Raw genomic sequence first — 18048 nt, 5'->3', positions numbered from 1 at the left:
GGAGAGAATGATATAAGCCTTCCCCCACTGGGGGAAGGTGTCAGCGAAGCTGACGGATGAGGGAGCCCCATGCGAGCAATCGAAGCGCCTCTTTCAGAACTGGAGGCATTTACCAAACTAAATAAGTACCTGGAAAAGCCTTTTGCCTGCGCGGAGGTCTCCGGCTGTATGGATTCTCAGAAACTCCATTTCATCAGCGGACTTGCGCAGGATTTCAAGTACAGGATAATTGTGACCTACAGCGACCTTCGGGTTAAGGAGATCTGTGAGGACTACAGATTTTACGACCGAAACGTCACTGTTTATCCCGCAAAGGATCTGATATTCTACCAGGCAGATGTCCACTCCAATGAAATCGTAAGGGAGAGGATAAAATGTTTGAGGCGCCTCATCGAAGGGCGTCCCGTTACTGTGGTCACAACCTTCTCAAGTCTGATGACGCCGCAGATTCCCATAGACATAATTAAAAATAACATTCTGAAAATAGATAAGAGAAAACCCGTCAATGAGCGCGAGGTTGCGAAGATCCTCACAAGGATCGGATACAACCGCGTCTATCAGGTGGGAGCTCCGGGCGAATTTTCCGTAAGGGGCGATATCATCGACGTGTTCGATCTGACAGAAGAGAATCCCTACAGAATCGAGCTCTGGGGCGACGAAGTTGAGAACATCCGAAGCTTCGACATTATGACACAGAGGTCGATAGACAAGCTCGAATCGATTGAGATTTATCCTGCGGCTGAGATTATCCTGACGGATGATGAGAAGACGAAGGGTCTTAAAAAGATGGAGGCCGAGACGAAGCTCGTCTATGAAAAGCTTCGCGAAGAGTTTAAGACCGAGGCGGCGCACCGCATAAAGACTTCCTTCGAGGAACTTAAGGAAGAACTGACAGAGCTTGAACTCGAGGTGAATCTCGAGAGTTATATAAGATATTTTTACGATGAGACCGTGACCTTCCTGGAGCTTTTCCCTGCAGGAAAATCCTGTGTTTTCATAGATGAGCCGCTCCATGTGCTTGAGCACGCATCGGCGGTGGAGAACGAATTCAGGGAGAGCATGATCCACAGGTCAGAGAATGGCTATGCGCTGCCGTCTCAGATGGACCTTCTGTACTCGAAGGACGAGTGCATTGCGAGGATGAAGAGCACGAGACGCATAATGCTCTCGGCGCTCGCAGCTCCCAAGGGGCTAAACGAGTTTGAGCCCGACATCAGCACCGAGGTGCACGCAAGGAGCATTGCGCCCTACAACAACAGCTTCGAATCGCTGGTACACGACCTCAAGGGCTTTGTGAAAAATGGTTACCGGGTGCTTATCCTTTCGGGATCCCGAACGAGAGCCAAGAGAATTGTCGAGGATCTTCGCGACCAGAGCGTTACCGCTTTTTACAGCGAGAATCCGATGCGCGAGCTCCAGCCCGGGGAGATTATGACCTATTACGGCAGAATCCTCAAGGGGTTTGAATACACCGACCTGAAATTCGCGGTGATTTCAGAGAGCGATATTTTCACGGAGCATAAGAAGAAAAAGAGAAAGCATTCCAAGTCGAAGTACAGCGGCGAGAAGATTTCAGGCTTCTCGGATCTGACGGTGGGCGACTATGTGGTTCACGAGGATCATGGACTTGGAATTTACAAGGGAATAGAGAAGATTGAGACCGACAAGGTGGTCAGGGATTACATCAAGATCAGCTATGCTGACGGCGGCAATCTCTACGTGCTTGCGACAGGCCTCAATGTAATACAGAAGTACGCGAGCGGCGATGTCGGAGCCGATGGGAAGGCGAGAAAGCCGAAGCTCAACAAGCTTGGAACCGGCGACTGGAAGCGCACGAAGAATAAGGTAAGGACTGCAGTTGAGGAGATTGCGGACGATCTGGTAGAGCTCTATGCAAAGAGGCAGAACAGCAGCGGATATCAGTTCAGCTCCGACACTGTATGGCAGCAGGAGTTTGAGGAGGCCTTTCCTTTTGATGAGACAGAAGATCAGCTGACCGCTATATCGGACACCAAAGCCGACATGGAATCCGAGCGAATCATGGACAGACTTATCTGCGGAGACGTTGGATTCGGCAAGACGGAGATTGCTATCCGAGCAGCTTTCAAAGCGGTGCAGGACGGAAAACAGGTGGCGATACTTGTTCCCACAACAATTTTGGCACAGCAGCATTACAACACCTTCACGGAGAGAATGAAGGATTTCCCTGTGAGGGTCGACATGATGTCCAGGTTCAGGACGGCGTCCGAGCAGAAGAAGACTGTGGAAGACCTGCGAAAAGGTCTCGTGGATGTCGTTATCGGAACGCACAGACTTTTATCAAAGGATGTGGTCTACAAGGATTTGGGACTCCTGGTCGTTGATGAGGAGCAGAGATTTGGCGTAACTCATAAGGAAAAGATAAAGAAGCTCAAGGAAAATGTGGATGTGCTGACATTGTCCGCAACGCCAATTCCGAGAACTCTTCACATGTCACTGGTTGGAATCAGGGACATGAGCGTACTTGAGGAAGCGCCGATGGACAGACAGCCGATTCAGACCTTCGTCTGTGAGTACAACGACGAGATGGTGCGCGAGGCGATTGCCCGAGAGGTTGCGCGCGGCGGTCAGGTCTACTATGTTTACAACCGTGTAAATGACATCGCGGATGTTGCGGCGAGAATTCAGAAGCTGGTGCCTGAGGTGAATGTATCCTTTGCACACGGCCAGATGAAGGAGTCGGAGCTTGAGCGAATCATGTACGACTTTATAGACGGCGAGATAAATGTGCTGGTTTCGACGACGATTATTGAGACGGGACTTGATATCTCCAATGCAAACACGATGATTATCCACGACTCCGACCAGATGGGCCTTTCCCAGCTCTATCAGCTAAGAGGCCGTGTCGGAAGATCAAAAAGAACCGCCTACGCTTTTCTTATGTACAAGAGAAACAAGATGCTGAGAGAGGTTGCGGAAAAGAGGCTATCTGCAATTCGTGAGTTCACGGATCTCGGCTCCGGCTTTAAGATTGCGATGCGAGACCTTGAAATCAGAGGCGCGGGAAATCTTCTCGGAAAGAGCCAGTCGGGACACATGGCTTCAGTCGGATATGACCTTTACTGCAAAATGCTCGGAGAGGCAGTCAGACGCAAGAAGGGCGAAGAGAAGGATGCCCTTCTGGAAGATTTTTCCACAAGTGTCGATATCGATGTTGATGCATTCATTCCGAGTGAGTATATTGTTAATGAAGAGCAGAAGCTCGAGATATACAAGAGAATTGCCGGGATCGAGAACGAGGGCGACCGCGATGATATGCGCGATGAGCTGAGGGATCGCTTCGGCGAGCTGCCTGAGTCGGTGGACAATCTGATCAGGATATCGCTTGTCCGCGAGAAGGCGCACAAACTCTACATCCTTGAGATTAAGGGCGGCAACGGGGAGGTTGCCATCAAGATGAACAACAATGCGAGACTTAAGGCGGAGAATATACCCGCATTTATCGAGAGCTGCGAGGGTAAGATTACCTTCCGCCCTGCATCCTATTCGCTGTTCTTGTATAAGTATGTGAAGGACAACAATCCCAAGCAGGCCGAGAAACAGCTGCTTTTGGATGTGGAGGAGATTGTGGAGAAGATGGAAGTTTTGTCGGAGGTATGATGGACGAGATTCAGATAATCAACGAAAAATACATAACCCAGCTCCGCGAGCGCGTGGAGCGAAAGCTCGGCGAGAGCGACGGCGCCTGCGAACTTTTGGACAGCGCACTTGCCGGTGTCAGGGAGCCTGTGCAGAACCCCAAGGTAGTCTACCAGGGTGAGCCCGGTGCCTATAGCGAGATGGCTGCAATTGATTTCTTTGGAAAAGATGTAAACAGCGAAGGACTCGTGCACTTTGAGGACACCTTTGAAGCATTGAAGAGCGGAGCGGCTGACTACGCGGTTCTTCCTATAGAGAATTCTTCGACCGGTGCAATCCGCCAGGTGTATGACCTGCTTGCGCAGTACGAGTGCTACATGGTGGGCGAAACCACAGTCAGAGTAAAGCACAGTCTGATGGTTCTTCCGGATGCTGAGATGTCTGATATTCAGACGGTTTTCTCACATGAGCAGGGAATATTCCAGTGCGAGCAGTTTTTAAATGAGCACAGGGACTGGGTTCGCGTGCCGCAGGCTGACACCGCAGGCAGTGCGAGAATGGTTGCCGAGCTTGGTGATAAGACCAAAGCTGCAATCTGCTCATCGCGTGCCGCAGAGATCTATGGCCTTAAGATCATCAAGGAAGGAATCAATACTAACCGCACCAACACCACAAGATTTGTGGTTGTATCTCCCAGAATGGAGCTTCGCGAGGGCAGAAACAAGATCTGTATTAGCTTTAGAACCGAGCACAAGGCCGGTGCACTTCACGAGGCGCTCACGGTTTTCAGAATCTACGGTCTAAACCTTGTAAGGCTTGAGTCCCGCCCGATTCCCGAGCAGAAGTGGCAGTATATGTTTTTTGCGGAATTCACGGGAGACCTTATGATGGAGGACATGAACAGAGTTATGGAGGCGCTGATGTGCACCGTAACCGACATAAGGATTTTCGGCAACTTCGCAGAGAATCTGGAGTGATGTTTGATTTGTTCGCGGGGACGCTTGCATAAAATGTAAAAAAGAGACCCATACCATTTATAGTATGAGTCTCTTCCTTAATGCTCTTATTTCAGCCAGCCGTAGTTCTGCATTTCAATGTCGATTATTTCATTTCCGTCTGCAAAAATCTGATACCAGTCATTTGCCATACTTCTGTCATTTCCGGTCTGATCGAAATATATATGGTAGCATCCGGGTCCCTTGTTATAGTCATAGTTAGTGATTCCGTTTTTATCCAAATATGTCAGAAGCTGTCCCTCTGTTATGGATCCGGACAGTCCTCCCGGGAACTCTAAATCGTTAGCACTAAGACCTCTAGGGTCACTGACACTGATGATCATCGAATACTTAAGATATGTAGCCTCTTCAGAGGGATTGTAAACCGTTGCATAAAGGCTCCTGTCACCTTTGTCGAAACGAACACTGTACATCTGGCCCGCTTCAACTATTTCATCAGGATTTCCGGGATAATCCCATCCATTATTAGTGATCTCATAGAAAGGAGTCGGAAGATTGTAAAGTACTCCATCAAGCTTGTAATTACCTGAGAAAGGATCATTTCCAAGAGATGTAGGTGCCACATACTGGTCAAGATAAGCAGGTGCTTCATCACTTATCTCAGTAGCTACGAAATCTTCCGGAGCATTATCGCTTCGAACAACAACATAGTCCAGCACATCGTTTTCATCCAGATAATATATAACCTCTGATCCAAGATATGTTTCAGCTATTCCTTCATAGAAAAGCGATATATGGCCAGCGCTATCTATTACGTCACTCGGCTCTCCCGCGGCAGCAATTATGTCATCCCTGGTACTCTTACCAACTACCAAGTCACCATTATAGGATTTAAATTCTATGCCTGTTTTTTCAGTTACATAGTCATCAAGACTTATTTTTGAAACATAGCAGTCTCTGAGTGCCTGCGAATTAACATCAAAATTCGTAACGTCCACATCTAAGTAGTTGTTACTGCCGTCGGGAGAATACAGTTCAACAGAGGCCATCTCACGATTGGCAAGGACCTCCTGTGCTGTCTTCTCATCCGGGAGAGTCCAGCCCTTTTCAAGAAAATCAGTCAATTTAGCAGGAATATGGTAGGTATCATCTCCCAACTGAACAGTATACAGATTGTAGATATTTTCCGGAACAGCCTCCGCTGCAGAACCAGCCTGGGTATAATCCTCTTCTGTATAAGAATCCGTATCTTCACTCAGGAAATCTTCAGCGTTAGGTTCCTCTATCATTTGAAGTCCGGGGATTTCTTCTACAGCTGCTTCATCAGCCGCATCTTCATCTGTAACTTCCTCTGTAGTGCCTTCTTCATCAAAAGCAAATTCGCTTGTTTCCGACTCCTCTGCCGCTGCTTCTATTCTCTGATCTGCATCGCTGCCGGAAGAATTCTTAGCAAAAAACTTCATGACAGTAAACGCACCAAAGCCAAGAACGACCATAAATAAAACTGCGCAAACTCCAAGAAGCACATAAGCAAGCTTCTTGTTCTTATCTGACTGTGCCTTCTCGATTGCTGCAGGATCGTATGTGTAATTCTGCGGCGCACTGTAGGTCTGCTGGGTAGCATTATTCTGCGGCATTCCGTAAGTCTGCTGGGGTCCATAGGTCTGCTGTGTTCCGTAAGTCTGTTGATTGTTTGGTTGCTGATTGACAGGCTGTTGATTTTCAGCCTGCTGATTGACAGAATCCGGGTTAAGCGGTTTTCCTGTCATAGGATCAAATCTTTTTTCATACATCTTAAAATTTCCTCCACAAAACATTTTGCTTTTTGCTGACAAGGAAAAGAGCGGACGAATGCCCGGAAATATATAGATTAGATTTCCCCATGACAGTAAAAAGTCTTTTAAATTAGCTCCCTCATTTGGAAATTCTAGCACAACGCCTTTTTTCATTCAATAAAAAGACAAAGAAAAAGAGACCTTTTTTCGGTCTCTTTCAGTGATCTTTTCGATCTCATTTTAAAATGAATTACAATCTTTTAATTTCGCACTTTTGATTCTCACCGTGCCTGATTTCATTTTTCCTGCACCTGAAAACCTTGCCCTTGGTAATCTCCATTACCTGACCGCCCTCAGCTGCAAGCGCCGTAAGAACCTGGCGATAGAAGTCCTTGTAATCTTCTTCAAGCATAGATACTACAAAATCATGATGCTGATGATCGGTAGATATCACACATGATTTGTACATGTTGTCGTAGTGAATTCCGTAAAACTTGCAAATCTCATCCAGTTCGGAATTGTTTGCATTAATACAATGCATCGCAATATACATAATACCCCCTCCTGTATTGCCGGCACCGTTAGCGCGACCAAACACTTTTCTGAAAACAGATATTTATTAGTCGCTAAAACAATTACATCTACTACATATTATATCAGATAAATGAATTGATTATGCAGTCAATTTTCCAATGGTCCGAAATACAAATTGATTACTCCCTGAACATAACTGATATCAAGAGGACAGTCCTTTGTTTCATAGGTTAATATCAGGTTATCGCCTGGTGATAAACCGGATAAGGAGATCATATCTTTGATTTAGTATCGGCACTTTATAATTTCATTATTAAAGTGTTAATACCGGCATTGTTATAGTAATTGATGCTATCTACCAGCTTTGCTACCATGCGAAGTCCAATATGCTCCTCAGGTGAATCGGTGTTGAACATATTCAGATAGCTTCTAGGGTCAAATCTAATGCAATCGTCCTGTATCCTTACTGTAAGCTCACCTTTCTCTTTATTTACGACCCTTATTGCTATGCTGTTATGCCCACGCTTAAATCCGCCGTGATCAATAATGTTTACAGCAAGCTCTTCAATACATAAACCGACCCATAGCGCCTTTTTATGGTCAATATCCCTTGAGCGACAAAAATCAATCACTTTCTGTGAGATCTCTGACACTTCTTCCTTCGTTTGTACGGAATATTCCTCAAATTCCTCTTTGGAAGCACCAAAGTCCGGCGGAAGCTTTAATAATGACGGGATGCTTAAGTCGGCACTGCCTGTATATGCAAATACCGAAATGATCACAATGATAATTGAAAGAATATCACTCCACATATTGGCAAGCCATGCTCCATTGCTTCCCCATAAAGGAACTGTCAGAAGCGTTAAAATGCCTATCATGGCCACCTCAGCAAAAGAGATGATATTTACAAGCTTCATTCTTCCCTGGATTTTATATGAATTCATAAGAAGGTTCAGGAATACATTAAACAGGGAAAACCAGAAACCTATAGTAAACATAGTCCTTCCCATTTCATATATTTCGGTACCCGGACTGAAGAAAATATCTGAAAGCCGAGATGAAAAGACAGCCAAAAATGTCACCACAAGCGTAGTACATGCTACACCAGCCACTAAAGCAGTCTTAAACACATCAATGAACCCTTCACGGTCCTCTTCACCATAGTAAAGGCTGGTAAGCGCAGAATGCGCACTGTAACAGCCTACTGTGACAGCCCCCACCAAACCACACATGGCAACTAAAACACTTGCAACAGCTATGCTCTCCACGCCCACATATCTAAGCAATGAATAATTTATGAGACTGTTTTTGACAAAAATCCCGATATTAAACAGAAGAGTGGGAGCCCCTCTTCTTACAGCCTCTGCCAATAATTCTTTATCAAACGCTGTCTTTTCAATGTGAACAGTCTTCTCCTTATTCGTATAAGCAGGTAAAAGTATAAGAAAAGCAACAAGACTGCTCAGGGTAGATGCAAGTCCTACCCCGAATATCCCAAGGATATTAACAAAAAGGACATCAAAAACGACATCGCAAAAGAACAGCGCAGTTGTAGCTATATAGGACCTTTTAATCGCATTATTAAAAGAAGCAACTGAAATAAGAAGAGAGCTGAGGGCAGCAAACAATAAGTTAAATGAATATCCGGCAATATACTGTTCAAGAAGTTCTTTTGACTCTCCTCTTGCGCCCAGCAATCCAGCAAGAGGAATTCTTGCAATTAAAAGCGCAATAGAAATAGCAGCCCAGATAAAGGCAATTGTTATAAAAGAGCTTGTAAAAAGTGAAGTAACTTTATCCTGCTTACCAGCTCCAATAAGTGTGCCTATCAGTATTTCTGCTCCTGCAATTATTACAAATGCCAGTCCCGAAAGTACCAGCACCGGCGAGAACAGACCTACCGCTGCCAGAGCATGCTCGCCAAGAAATCTGCCAATCACGATATTATCGATAAAGCAGCAGATATTCGAAACTACATAAGCCACCATATTCACCAGAGCAAGTCTCACATATGATTTCCATATAATGGAGTGTTTAGTTGTATTGTTTGTTTTCAAATCTGCCCACTCTCCTTTTTATCACGTATAGCATAAATATGCCGGCTAAATTGAGGCTTCATAACTATATATCTACAATTCAGTACCAATAAAAAACACACCCTAAGAAATCACTTCCTTAAGGTGTGAAGAACAATACTCTATAAGATTTTCACCAAAAACACATCAATAACACAATACGTCATATAACATTCCTCTAATAATTATTATCTATTCCATCTCCTCTAAAAACAAATTAAAAAAGGATAAAATAATCATATCGAATTCTGTTATCCTTCTGACCTCGGGCTCAGCCTTCTTCGGAACAGTTTGTACCGGGAGACAGGGATGTCGACCATGCTCAAAGAAGCACAGGAAGAAGCAAGACGGCAAAATGCCGAAAGAAAGCCTAACGGGAAGAAGAAAAAATCCGTGTTTTTTTCCTTATCAACACTTGTAAAGTACTATGGGACTATATAACACAAGGGAAATCATAAGGGAAAGGTAAACAACCGCAAATTTAGTATTTACATGGGTTTGCGGATGATGAAATAATAAATTGTAACGAGTTATAAAATCCTTGGGAATGGTTCATTCCCAATCGGAGATTGGAGGGGTAAACCATGTTAGAAATATTAAAAGCGAGGTTTCAGGATAATAAGAATCTTCATATGGAACTGAGTTGGCTTGACGTAGAGAAACGTTTGCTTGAGCATCAGGGCTCCATGGATGTTTTGAGAAGGATGGAGGAGAGCGGCGGAGAACCGGATACCATCGGCTATGACGAAAAGACGGGAAAGCTAATTTTCTGCGACTGCGCAAAGGAGTCCCCTTCTGGGCGCAGAAGCCTGTGCTATGACGAAAAGGCATTACAGGGGCGTGCTAAAAACCCGCCGTCAGGCAGCGCCGAATGGAAAGCAAAAGAAATCGGCGTTTTGATCATGACGGAGGAACTCTATCGCCGACTGCAAAGTCTCGGGGAATTTGATTTGAAAACGTCAAGTTGGATCACTACGCCGGATGATATTCGCGACAAGGGCGGTGCATTGTTCTGCGAACGACGTTACGGAAGGGTTTTCACATTCCATAACGGGGCGGATTCGTACTATTCCGTGCGCGGGTTCAGAGGTTATACGCTTATATAAATTCAAATTTGTGATTAAATTTCAGAATAAATCAGAACGATAACTTGGCAGTTTGTCTTACGAGGAGAGCAGTTCATGTGTTGTTTACAGTAATTCTTCCAATCTTTATATTTTTCATAAGCTTTTCATTTATCACCACGTTGTGCTGCGGCAGGATAACATGCTGAAAATAATCCCCGTCTCCGCTAAGCAGGGATCCCAGATCATCTTCATATCCTGAAAAATCGATATTCGTCGCCAAATCTTCGGCATATTTTGATGCAAGTTTTTTCCTGCACAATGCAAAATAAATAAGCGACTCATTAAGCCCTGTTTTCTTAAGCTGAAGAGGACTCATTTTCTGATACATTTCATCTGCTTCTGACTGTGCAGCTTCTTCCTCAGAGGAGCTTAATGCCATACCGGCCTTTTGTGCTTCGGCGTAATAGATTGCATGTGACAAATACGTATTGATAGCCGTTTTCATAGCCAGTTCACTGACAAACTGTGAATCTAGTCCGGCAGAAAAATGCGTGTTCCACCAATGCAGCGGGTCCTCGGGATCATATAAAACAGCCTGTTTTTGGACGAACTCTTCAGTCGTATATATGTAATAGCCAAATTCACGCAGTGTCAGACTGTTATCGTCCACGGAAATTATAACTTCATCAAGATGGTCCTCATATTTGAAGACTGTTGCTGTCTTATAAATCTGCGCCCCAATGATTGCAATGATACTGGTTATTATCAAAATTATAATGATCTTTTTCTCATTACCACTCATATAGATCTGGCTTCCTTTTGAGCTTGAATCATTTATTGCATCTCATCTTCATACTACTACAATTTCTCTGCGAATTACATTGCAATAGCTAAAACCACGTCTGCCTTACTTCACGGGAACTGCATAAAAGTCAGGAGGCAAGCGGCATCGCGAACAAATTAAAATTTCATTATCCCCGAATATATGGTACTATTAGGGAAAAGTTAGCACTAGGAATGAGGACATCTACATATGTGTGGAATATCAGGACTTTTGAAGTTCTCAGGTGATGCGCGCGCGAATATCCAGAAGATGAATGACCGCATGATTCACAGAGGACCTGATGATGATGGGATTTATGTAAGTGAAAATAGTGAAGTGGCGCTTGGACACAGGCGCCTTTCTATTGTGGACCTTTCCAAGAACGGTGCCCAGCCTATGGTCAGCCATTCCGGGAACCTTGTGATGGTCTACAACGGCGAGATATATAACAACAAAGATGTAAAGAAAAAGCTCCTGGATGACGGTTTTGCAGCGGCGGGAGATTTCAGGGGAAGCTCGGACACAGAGGTTCTTCTTGAGGCGATCGAGCACTACGGAATGAAGGAAGCCCTTTCAATGTGCAAGGGCATGTTCGGCATCGCGGTTTATGATAAGAGAAATGAGACAGTTACTCTTGCCAGAGACAGAGTCGGAGAGAAGCCTTTATATTATGGAAAAGTTGCGGGAGCCTTCGCTTTTGCTTCCGATCTGGGGTGCCTCAGGGTTGTGGATGGCTTCGACAATGCCATAAACACTGACGTTCTTGATATCTATTTTGTGGAGGGCTATATCCCTGCACCTTACACTATTTATAAAGGAATAAACAAGCTTGAGGCCGGAACTTTCATGACAGTCAGCTTAAAGGACCTCGGTACACAGACCACTACCTACTGGTCTATGAAGGAGACCGCCAAGAGAGGTCAGGAAAATCCGTTTACCGGCAGCAGCGAGGAAGCGGCGAACGAGCTTGAAAGACTTCTGAAGGAATCAATAAAAGGCCAGATGGTTGCGGATGTTCCTGTCGGAGCCTTTTTATCAGCGGGAATCGACTCCAGCACGACGGTGGCACTTATGCAGTCACTTGAGCCCGGGAAGGTTAAGACCTTCACCATCGGCATGGAGGATAAGGCCTACAACGAGGCGATTTACGCAGCTGAGATTGCAAAGCACCTCGGCACCGAGCACACTGAGCTCTATATTACGGAAAAAGATGCCAAGGCCGTTATTCCCGGACTTGCGCATATGTTTGCCGAGCCTTTTGCAGATTCATCACAGATTCCCACATATCTTGTGAGCAAGATGACGAGGGATCACGTGACCGTATCCCTTTCCGGAGACGGCGGAGATGAGCTGTTCTGCGGCTACACTTCATATGAATCCATCAGCAGAATCTGGGGGAAGATGCACGGCGTGCCCTATCCTATAAGGAAGGTTGCTAGCTCGATAGTCTTGAATTCACCCCTTAAAAATAAAGATATTTACAGAATAAAGGGGACACTCCTTGGCGCCGAGGGACCCGTGGATATCCACAGAATGGAGCATGAGACGGATCCGCTTACAAAGAGGATTGCGCTTAAGAGAGGAACCATTCCCTATAAATACACGGAGCTTCCAAACGGATTTCTTGAGGAAGTGAATCACCAGTGCATGCTTATGGATATGCTGGTCTACCACCCCGACGATATCCTTGTGAAGGTGGACAGAACAGCGATGGCGGTATCGCTTGAAACGCGTGTGCCGATGCTTGACAGGGATGTGATTGAGTTCGCCTGGAGCCTTCCGATTCAGTACCTTCGCGACGACAAGGTGGGTAAGAAGGTTCTTCGTGACGTGCTCTACCGCTACGTTCCGAAGGAAATGATGGAGCGCCCGAAGAAGGGCTTTTCGATTCCGATTGAGAAGTGGCTTCTTGACAGCGACCTCCGCGACTGGGCCGAGGGCCTTCTTAATAAGGAAAAAATCAGGCAGCAGGGTATTCTTGACCCGGAGGTTGTCGAGAAAATCTGGACAGACTTTACCGAGAGGGGCATCTACAGGATCCAAATCTGGTACATCCTGATGTTCCAACAGTGGTATGAGGAAGAGTTTTTATGATAGGTGCAGAATTTATTAAGGGCTACGGCCTTGGAAATCAGCTGTTTTTCTATGTAGTCACGAGATGCATGGCCGAGGAGCGGGGCGTCCCCTTCGGGTTTGTGAACCCGGGGCAGGTCGGCAACGTTTTCCATTCTAACAAAGGCATGTATTTCATGGACATAGATCTTGGAACTGAGATCCCTCGTGAAGATATGGACAAATTCACGATTTTCCATGAGCAGGATGACAGACTTTTCATGGGGAATTCGGTTCATGACATGACCAATGGCTGCTATATTTCGGGGGCTGACCTGAGGCTTTTTGAAATTGAAGACAACACGCTTATATACGGGAATCTCCAGGATCAGTCCTATTTTGAGAAGTACCGCGATAAGATTAAGGACTGGCTCCATGTGAAGGAGGAGGCAGAGTCCTACGAATACACCGCGGACGACCTCTGCATCATCAATATGAGAGGCGGCGAGTATACGAGCTGTCCGGAGCTTTTCCTCGACAGAAAGTACTGGTTAAACGCCATCGAAAATATGAAAAAAGTGAATCCGAATATGCGGTTCATGATAATCACCGAGGATGAGGAGGCTGCCAGGAAGGTGCTTCCCGAGTATGAGTGTCACCACTTCGACATGGGCAAGGACTACGTCACCATAAAAAATGCGAGATACCTTATTCTTTCGAATTCATCCTTTGCGATGATGCCAGTTATGTCGAGCACTGAATTGAAATACGCGATTGCTCCGAAGTATTGGGCAAGACACAATATTTCCGACGGTTTCTGGTCATCGGAGCAGAATATTTACAGCTTCCTTACCTATCAGGATAAAAAGGGAAGGCTCTTTAGCGCCGATGAATGCAGAGCTGAACTGGCGGAATACAAGAAGCACTCAGCACTTTATGCAAGAAGAAATGTAAGGCCGGGAGCGGTAAGGGAATTTTTCCAGAATATAAGGAGAAGACTTTTGTATGGAGTGTTCTTCTTTAAGAAAATGTGGCGATCCTTATTAAGGAGAACCGGAATAATAAAAACCTTCGGATAAATAGAGGATATATGAATAATACAAAGAAGCTGCAGCTTCCGAGAGTCACGATTGCAGCGATGACAAGTGTAGATGTATATGAGACCGTGCAGGCGATGAAGTACAGCATGCGCGATATCGAATTCGGCGACGCGGTCCTGATTACGGATAAAAAGCCGTTTTATCTTCCAAAGGACATACGCTTCAGCTACACATCAAAGCTCGATGACATCGACAAATTCAATTACAAAATGGTATATGAACTTCGCGATCACATTAAGACGGACTTTGTTCTTATTGTGCATGCGGACGGCTTTGTGATACATCCGGAAAACTGGGACGAGAGCTTTCTTAACTACGATTATATAGGCTCTCCCTGGCCTCTTCCGAAGAATGACTATGCCTACAGGGACAGCGAGGGCAACATCTGCAGAGTCGGAAACAGCGTATCCATAAGGTCGAAGAGACTTCTTGATTATCCTAAGGAGCACGACCTTCCCTGGGTTAAGGTATATGACGGCTTTTACAACGAGGATATTTTCCTTTGTTGTCACTGCAAAAATCAGATGGAAAAGGACGGCCTTAAGTGGGCTGATTTAGATAGCGCGGTAAAGTTTGGAAGAGAACATCCGCTTCCCGAGAACAAGGGAGTGGAGCCTTTCGTTTTTCATAAATGGTGGGGAGAAAATGAGGGATATCCGCATTTCTACAGCCCTGCGAAGAGATTCAAGATGGCCGTAAGGCCCTTGCTGTTCTGGAGAAGAAGTGAAAAGTGGAAGAGGGAGCACAATATAACATGAAGTTTTCGGTAATAGTGCCTGTTCACAATGCTGAAAAGTACATAAGTGAAGCGACGTCTTCTATAGTAAAGGCCGCTGAGGGGATGGAGAACAGTATCGAGGTTCTTCTTATTGAAAACGGCTCCACAGACAGAAGTGGCTATATATGCGGCGAACTTGCAAACCGTTTTCCATTTGTAAAGACGGTGCATATGGGACCCGCGTCCGCCTACGATGCGAGGCAGGAGGGAATAAAGAGAGCTTCGGGAGATTATCTTGTTTTCATGGATGCTGATGACGCCGTGGCTCCGGGGATATTCACTGAGCTTCAGAAAGCGGCTTCTAAATATGAAAGAAAAGGTAAGAGGCCTGAGATAATCCTGTATAACGCGGCCGAGATGAGCACTCCGGAGTCGAAGATGTTTCCTTTTCCCTTTAAAGAGGGCAAGATTTATTCGGGCGACGGCAAGAAGAAGTTCTATGAAATAATGTGCTCCGGTGATATGCTAAATGCCATGTGGAACAAGTGCATAGGAAAAGAGCTTGCGGGCCGCATCGAGGAGACGGTGAACAGGAAGCTCAATTACGGAGAGGACCTTCTGCAGACCGCTGAAATAATTGATAAAGCAAAAAGCATTGCATATCTCGACAGGATACTGTATTTTTACAGAATAAACGAAGAGGGGCTTACGGGCGGTTATCATGAAAACTTTATGGAGAACCAGGAGAAGGCCTTCGAGGTTTTGGACGATTATGCGAAAAAGTGGGCAAAGGGTGGTTTTACTGAGGTTATAAACGAGCGCAAGACCCTGACCTGCACGATAGGCATGAAAAAGCTTATCTATTCGGACCTTCCTTTTTCCGAGATCAAGCGGAAGATGAAGGAGATGATGGGGTCCGATTTTTATAAAGAGTATGGGAAGGGCAAGCTTCCGTCCTGGGCATCCGAGGAGGATGCGTATGTTTACAGGTATCAGGTGGCGGGTATGCCGGTTTTGCGGCTGATGCTTCTTAGCAGGAAGACGCGCCTGAAATCCCGGATTAAAGCGAGGATCAGAAAAAATGGTATATGATTGCATTCCATTTTTTAATGAAGTGGACATCCTGAGGCTTAGGTTAGAAATCCTTAGCCCATACGTGGATAAGTTCATTATAGAAGAGTCAACAATGACCTTCTCAGGTGAAGAGAAGGAGCTTTGCTTTGAAAAGAACAGAGATCTTTTCAAGGATTATCTTGACCGCATAGAGTATGTGGTGGTCACTGATTCGCCGGTGGATGCGTTGACCCACGAGAGGGATTATTTTCAGAAAAACCGTCTGATAGAGGGGCTGAAGAAAGTCGGCGCGACGAGCGACGACATAATCCTGTTCGGTGATGTGGATGAGATTCCAAATCCCAAGGTTCTTACGAAAATCATAGAGAATTTTGATAAGACGAAGGTCTACCACCTGGCGCAGAGGAATTTTTATGTGTTCCTCAATATGGAAGAAAAGTCAGGAAAGCTGCTCTCGATTACCGGAGAGTTCCCGGAGGTTGCGGAGAGCGACAGGAAGTGGCTTGGAACAAAGATTACTTCCATAGATAATATTCCGCGCGAGGGAATCGTAAGGCTACGCGATCTGGTGTCACCCTGCGATAAAAGGTCTGTCAGAGTCGCTGACGGCGGCTGGCACTTCGGCTACATGGGCGGAAGGCACGAGACCAATCCCGTCGAGAGGATAGGCGTCAAGGTAAAAGCGGCTGCGCATCAGGAATACAACGACCGCGAGATTCTGGCTGAGACCATGGATAATCTGGTGCTCGGCAGGGACATCTTCGGAAGGGATGCGAGATTTGAGCGTACGGAGGTCGACGGAAGTTATCCGGAGTACCTTCTTAAGCATATAGGAGAGTATGATTATCTGGTAATGCCACCCATTACAGCTTTTTCAAGGCTGTATCATAAGCTGGATATTACGGTGGGAAGGTTCATCAGGAAGGCGTACCATAAAATTAGAAGGATGCTTATAAAGTAACAAGTAGTTATGCCTTCTCCATTTATGGAGAAGGTGTCAGCGAAGCTGACGGATGAGGAGTATGAAAAAAGTATGAGCACAACATTATCTACGAGAATGGCGGCGGTAAAAATGTCCCCGACCACGGCTCTCTTCGGAAAGGTGGAGGAGCTTAGGCGGAAGGGAGAGGACATAGTTTCTCTCAATGTGGGCGAGCCCGATTTCCCCACGCCGGACAATATCAAAGAAGCGGGAATACGGGCAATCAATGAGAATTTCACCAAATACACCACCGGAAACGGTATCGCATCGCTTCGGGAGGCGATAATCGAGAAGATGAAAAAGGACAACGGCGTCACCTATGAGATGAATGAGGTGGCAGTGACCGTCGGTGCGAAGCAGGCGCTGTTTGGTGCGCTGTGCGCTGCTGCGGGCGAGGGTGATGAGGTCATAATCCCCATTCCGTGCTATGTCAGCTATCCCGATATGGTAGCTCTTGCAGGCGCAAAGCCCGTTCTTGTGAAGAGGAAGGACGATTTTTCTCTTGATCTTGAAGCCATTGAGAGTGCGATAAATGAGCACACCAAGGCTGTTATAATATGTACCCCGGACAATCCCACCGGCAAGGTTTACGGCGAGGATGAGCTGAAGGGGCTCTCTGACCTTGCGATCAGCAGGGATATCTTTGTTATTTCCGATGAAATCTATGAAAAAATAATATACGGTGAGAATCGCCACAAAAGCATTTCAGCGTTTGAGGGGATGAAGGACAGAACTATCGTGGTTAACGGTTTTTCCAAGACATACTCCATGACAGGCTGGAGACTTGGATACGTCTGCGGCAGAGCCGATGTCATTGGCGCAGCGGTGAAGGTGCAGAGCCAGACAACGACCACACCTCCCAGCATTTCTCAGTATGCGGCGGTTGAGGCGCTTTGTGGGCCCCAGGATTCTGTCGAGCTCATGAGATCAGAGTTTGAGAAGCGCAGAGACTTTGTTCAGGAAAAACTGCGTGAGATACCCGGTGTCATCTGCCATGAGATCCAGGGAGCCTTCTATGCGTTCTTCGATATCCGTGCTTTTCTCGGAAAAGAATACGAGGGTTACGGAATTATAGATGACGATACACGATTATGCGAATATTTGTTGGAAAAATATGGTGTTGCAATGATGCCCGGAAGTGCTTATTTTGCCCCAGGATTCGTGAGAATTTCGTTTGCGTCCTCCATGGAAGTGCTTAAAAAGGCGCTTTCAAGAATAGAATCTGGTCTAAAAGCGCATAAATGTTGACTTTTTTTAGAATATGTACTAAACTC

At 45.8% G+C, this 18048-nt stretch carries 13 protein-coding genes; 9 read left to right on the top strand and 4 right to left on the bottom strand.

The window, feature by feature from the left end; all coding sequences use genetic code 11:
* Window positions 1-69: 69 nt before the first annotated feature.
* Together mfd and G596_RS20670 are read left to right on the top strand one after the other, a co-directional pair.
* Complete coding sequence (mfd, locus tag G596_RS0103155) at window positions 70-3639, top strand: transcription-repair coupling factor (protein WP_022760385.1); 3570 nt, start codon at window positions 70-72, stop codon at window positions 3637-3639.
* Window positions 3636-4595, top strand: coding sequence for a prephenate dehydratase (locus tag G596_RS20670; protein WP_022760384.1), 960 nt, complete (start codon window positions 3636-3638; stop codon window positions 4593-4595). The genes mfd and G596_RS20670 overlap by 4 nt, the downstream gene beginning before the upstream one ends.
* 86 nt (window positions 4596-4681) lie before the next feature.
* Here G596_RS20670 and G596_RS0103145 read toward each other — a convergent pair whose 3' ends face one another.
* The 3 genes from G596_RS0103145 to G596_RS0103135 all read right to left on the bottom strand — a co-directional run bounded on the left by G596_RS0103145 (window position 4682) and on the right by G596_RS0103135 (window position 8940).
* On the bottom strand, window positions 4682-6367 hold the full coding sequence (locus G596_RS0103145) for a hypothetical protein (protein ID WP_022760383.1): 1686 nt from the start codon (window positions 6365-6367) through the stop codon (window positions 4682-4684).
* A gap of 232 nt (window positions 6368-6599) precedes the next feature.
* Complete coding sequence (locus G596_RS0103140) at window positions 6600-6902, bottom strand: hypothetical protein (protein WP_022760382.1); 303 nt, start codon at window positions 6900-6902, stop codon at window positions 6600-6602.
* 280 nt (window positions 6903-7182) lie between these two features.
* Window positions 7183-8940: an MATE family efflux transporter gene (locus G596_RS0103135; protein WP_022760381.1), complete on the bottom strand. Its 1758-nt coding sequence runs from the start codon at window positions 8938-8940 to the stop codon at window positions 7183-7185.
* 602 nt (window positions 8941-9542) lie between these two features.
* On the opposite strand from G596_RS0103135, the gene G596_RS0103125 reads away from it, so the two are divergent.
* Entirely contained in the window at window positions 9543-10064 is a 522-nt protein-coding gene (locus G596_RS0103125) for a DUF4256 domain-containing protein (RefSeq protein WP_022760379.1), read from the top strand.
* A 73-nt stretch (window positions 10065-10137) separates the two neighbouring features.
* On the opposite strand, the gene G596_RS0103120 is transcribed toward G596_RS0103125, so the two are convergent.
* On the bottom strand, window positions 10138-10827 hold the full coding sequence (locus G596_RS0103120; protein ID WP_022760378.1) for a hypothetical protein: 690 nt from the start codon (window positions 10825-10827) through the stop codon (window positions 10138-10140).
* A 231-nt stretch (window positions 10828-11058) separates the two neighbouring features.
* Here G596_RS0103120 and asnB point away from each other — a divergent pair, with 231 nt between their 5' ends.
* Genes asnB through G596_RS0103090 form a run of 6 tightly spaced genes read left to right on the top strand, consistent with a single transcriptional unit; the run spans window position 11059 to window position 18022 of the window.
* Window positions 11059-12942: an asparagine synthase (glutamine-hydrolyzing) gene (gene asnB / locus G596_RS0103115; protein WP_022760377.1), complete on the top strand. Its 1884-nt coding sequence runs from the start codon at window positions 11059-11061 to the stop codon at window positions 12940-12942.
* The gene (locus G596_RS0103110; protein ID WP_022760376.1) at window positions 12939-13979 is read left to right on the top strand and encodes a glycosyl transferase; all 1041 of its coding nucleotides are present in this window, start codon (window positions 12939-12941) and stop codon (window positions 13977-13979) included. Before asnB ends, G596_RS0103110 begins: the two co-directional genes overlap by 4 nt.
* 11 nt (window positions 13980-13990) lie before the next feature.
* Entirely contained in the window at window positions 13991-14758 is a 768-nt protein-coding gene (locus tag G596_RS0103105) for a DUF5672 family protein (RefSeq protein ID WP_022760375.1), read from the top strand.
* Complete coding sequence (locus G596_RS0103100) at window positions 14755-15810, top strand: glycosyltransferase family 2 protein (protein ID WP_022760374.1); 1056 nt, start codon at window positions 14755-14757, stop codon at window positions 15808-15810. The genes G596_RS0103105 and G596_RS0103100 overlap by 4 nt, the downstream gene beginning before the upstream one ends.
* Window positions 15800-16753 carry a hypothetical protein gene (locus tag G596_RS0103095; protein WP_022760373.1) on the top strand — a complete coding sequence of 318 codons (954 nt, stop codon included), beginning with the start codon at window positions 15800-15802 and terminating at the stop codon, window positions 16751-16753. The genes G596_RS0103100 and G596_RS0103095 overlap by 11 nt, the downstream gene beginning before the upstream one ends.
* A 24-nt stretch (window positions 16754-16777) precedes the next feature.
* Window positions 16778-18022 carry a pyridoxal phosphate-dependent aminotransferase gene (locus G596_RS0103090; protein WP_081646625.1) on the top strand — a complete coding sequence of 415 codons (1245 nt, stop codon included), beginning with the start codon at window positions 16778-16780 and terminating at the stop codon, window positions 18020-18022.
* Window positions 18023-18048 lie beyond the last annotated feature (26 nt).

Source organism: Butyrivibrio sp. AD3002 (assembly GCF_000420905.1).
Classification (GTDB): Bacteria; Bacillota; Clostridia; order Lachnospirales; family Lachnospiraceae; genus Butyrivibrio.
Note: the sequence above shows the minus strand (reverse complement) of the source record. Positions and strands in the feature narration are given on the sequence as shown.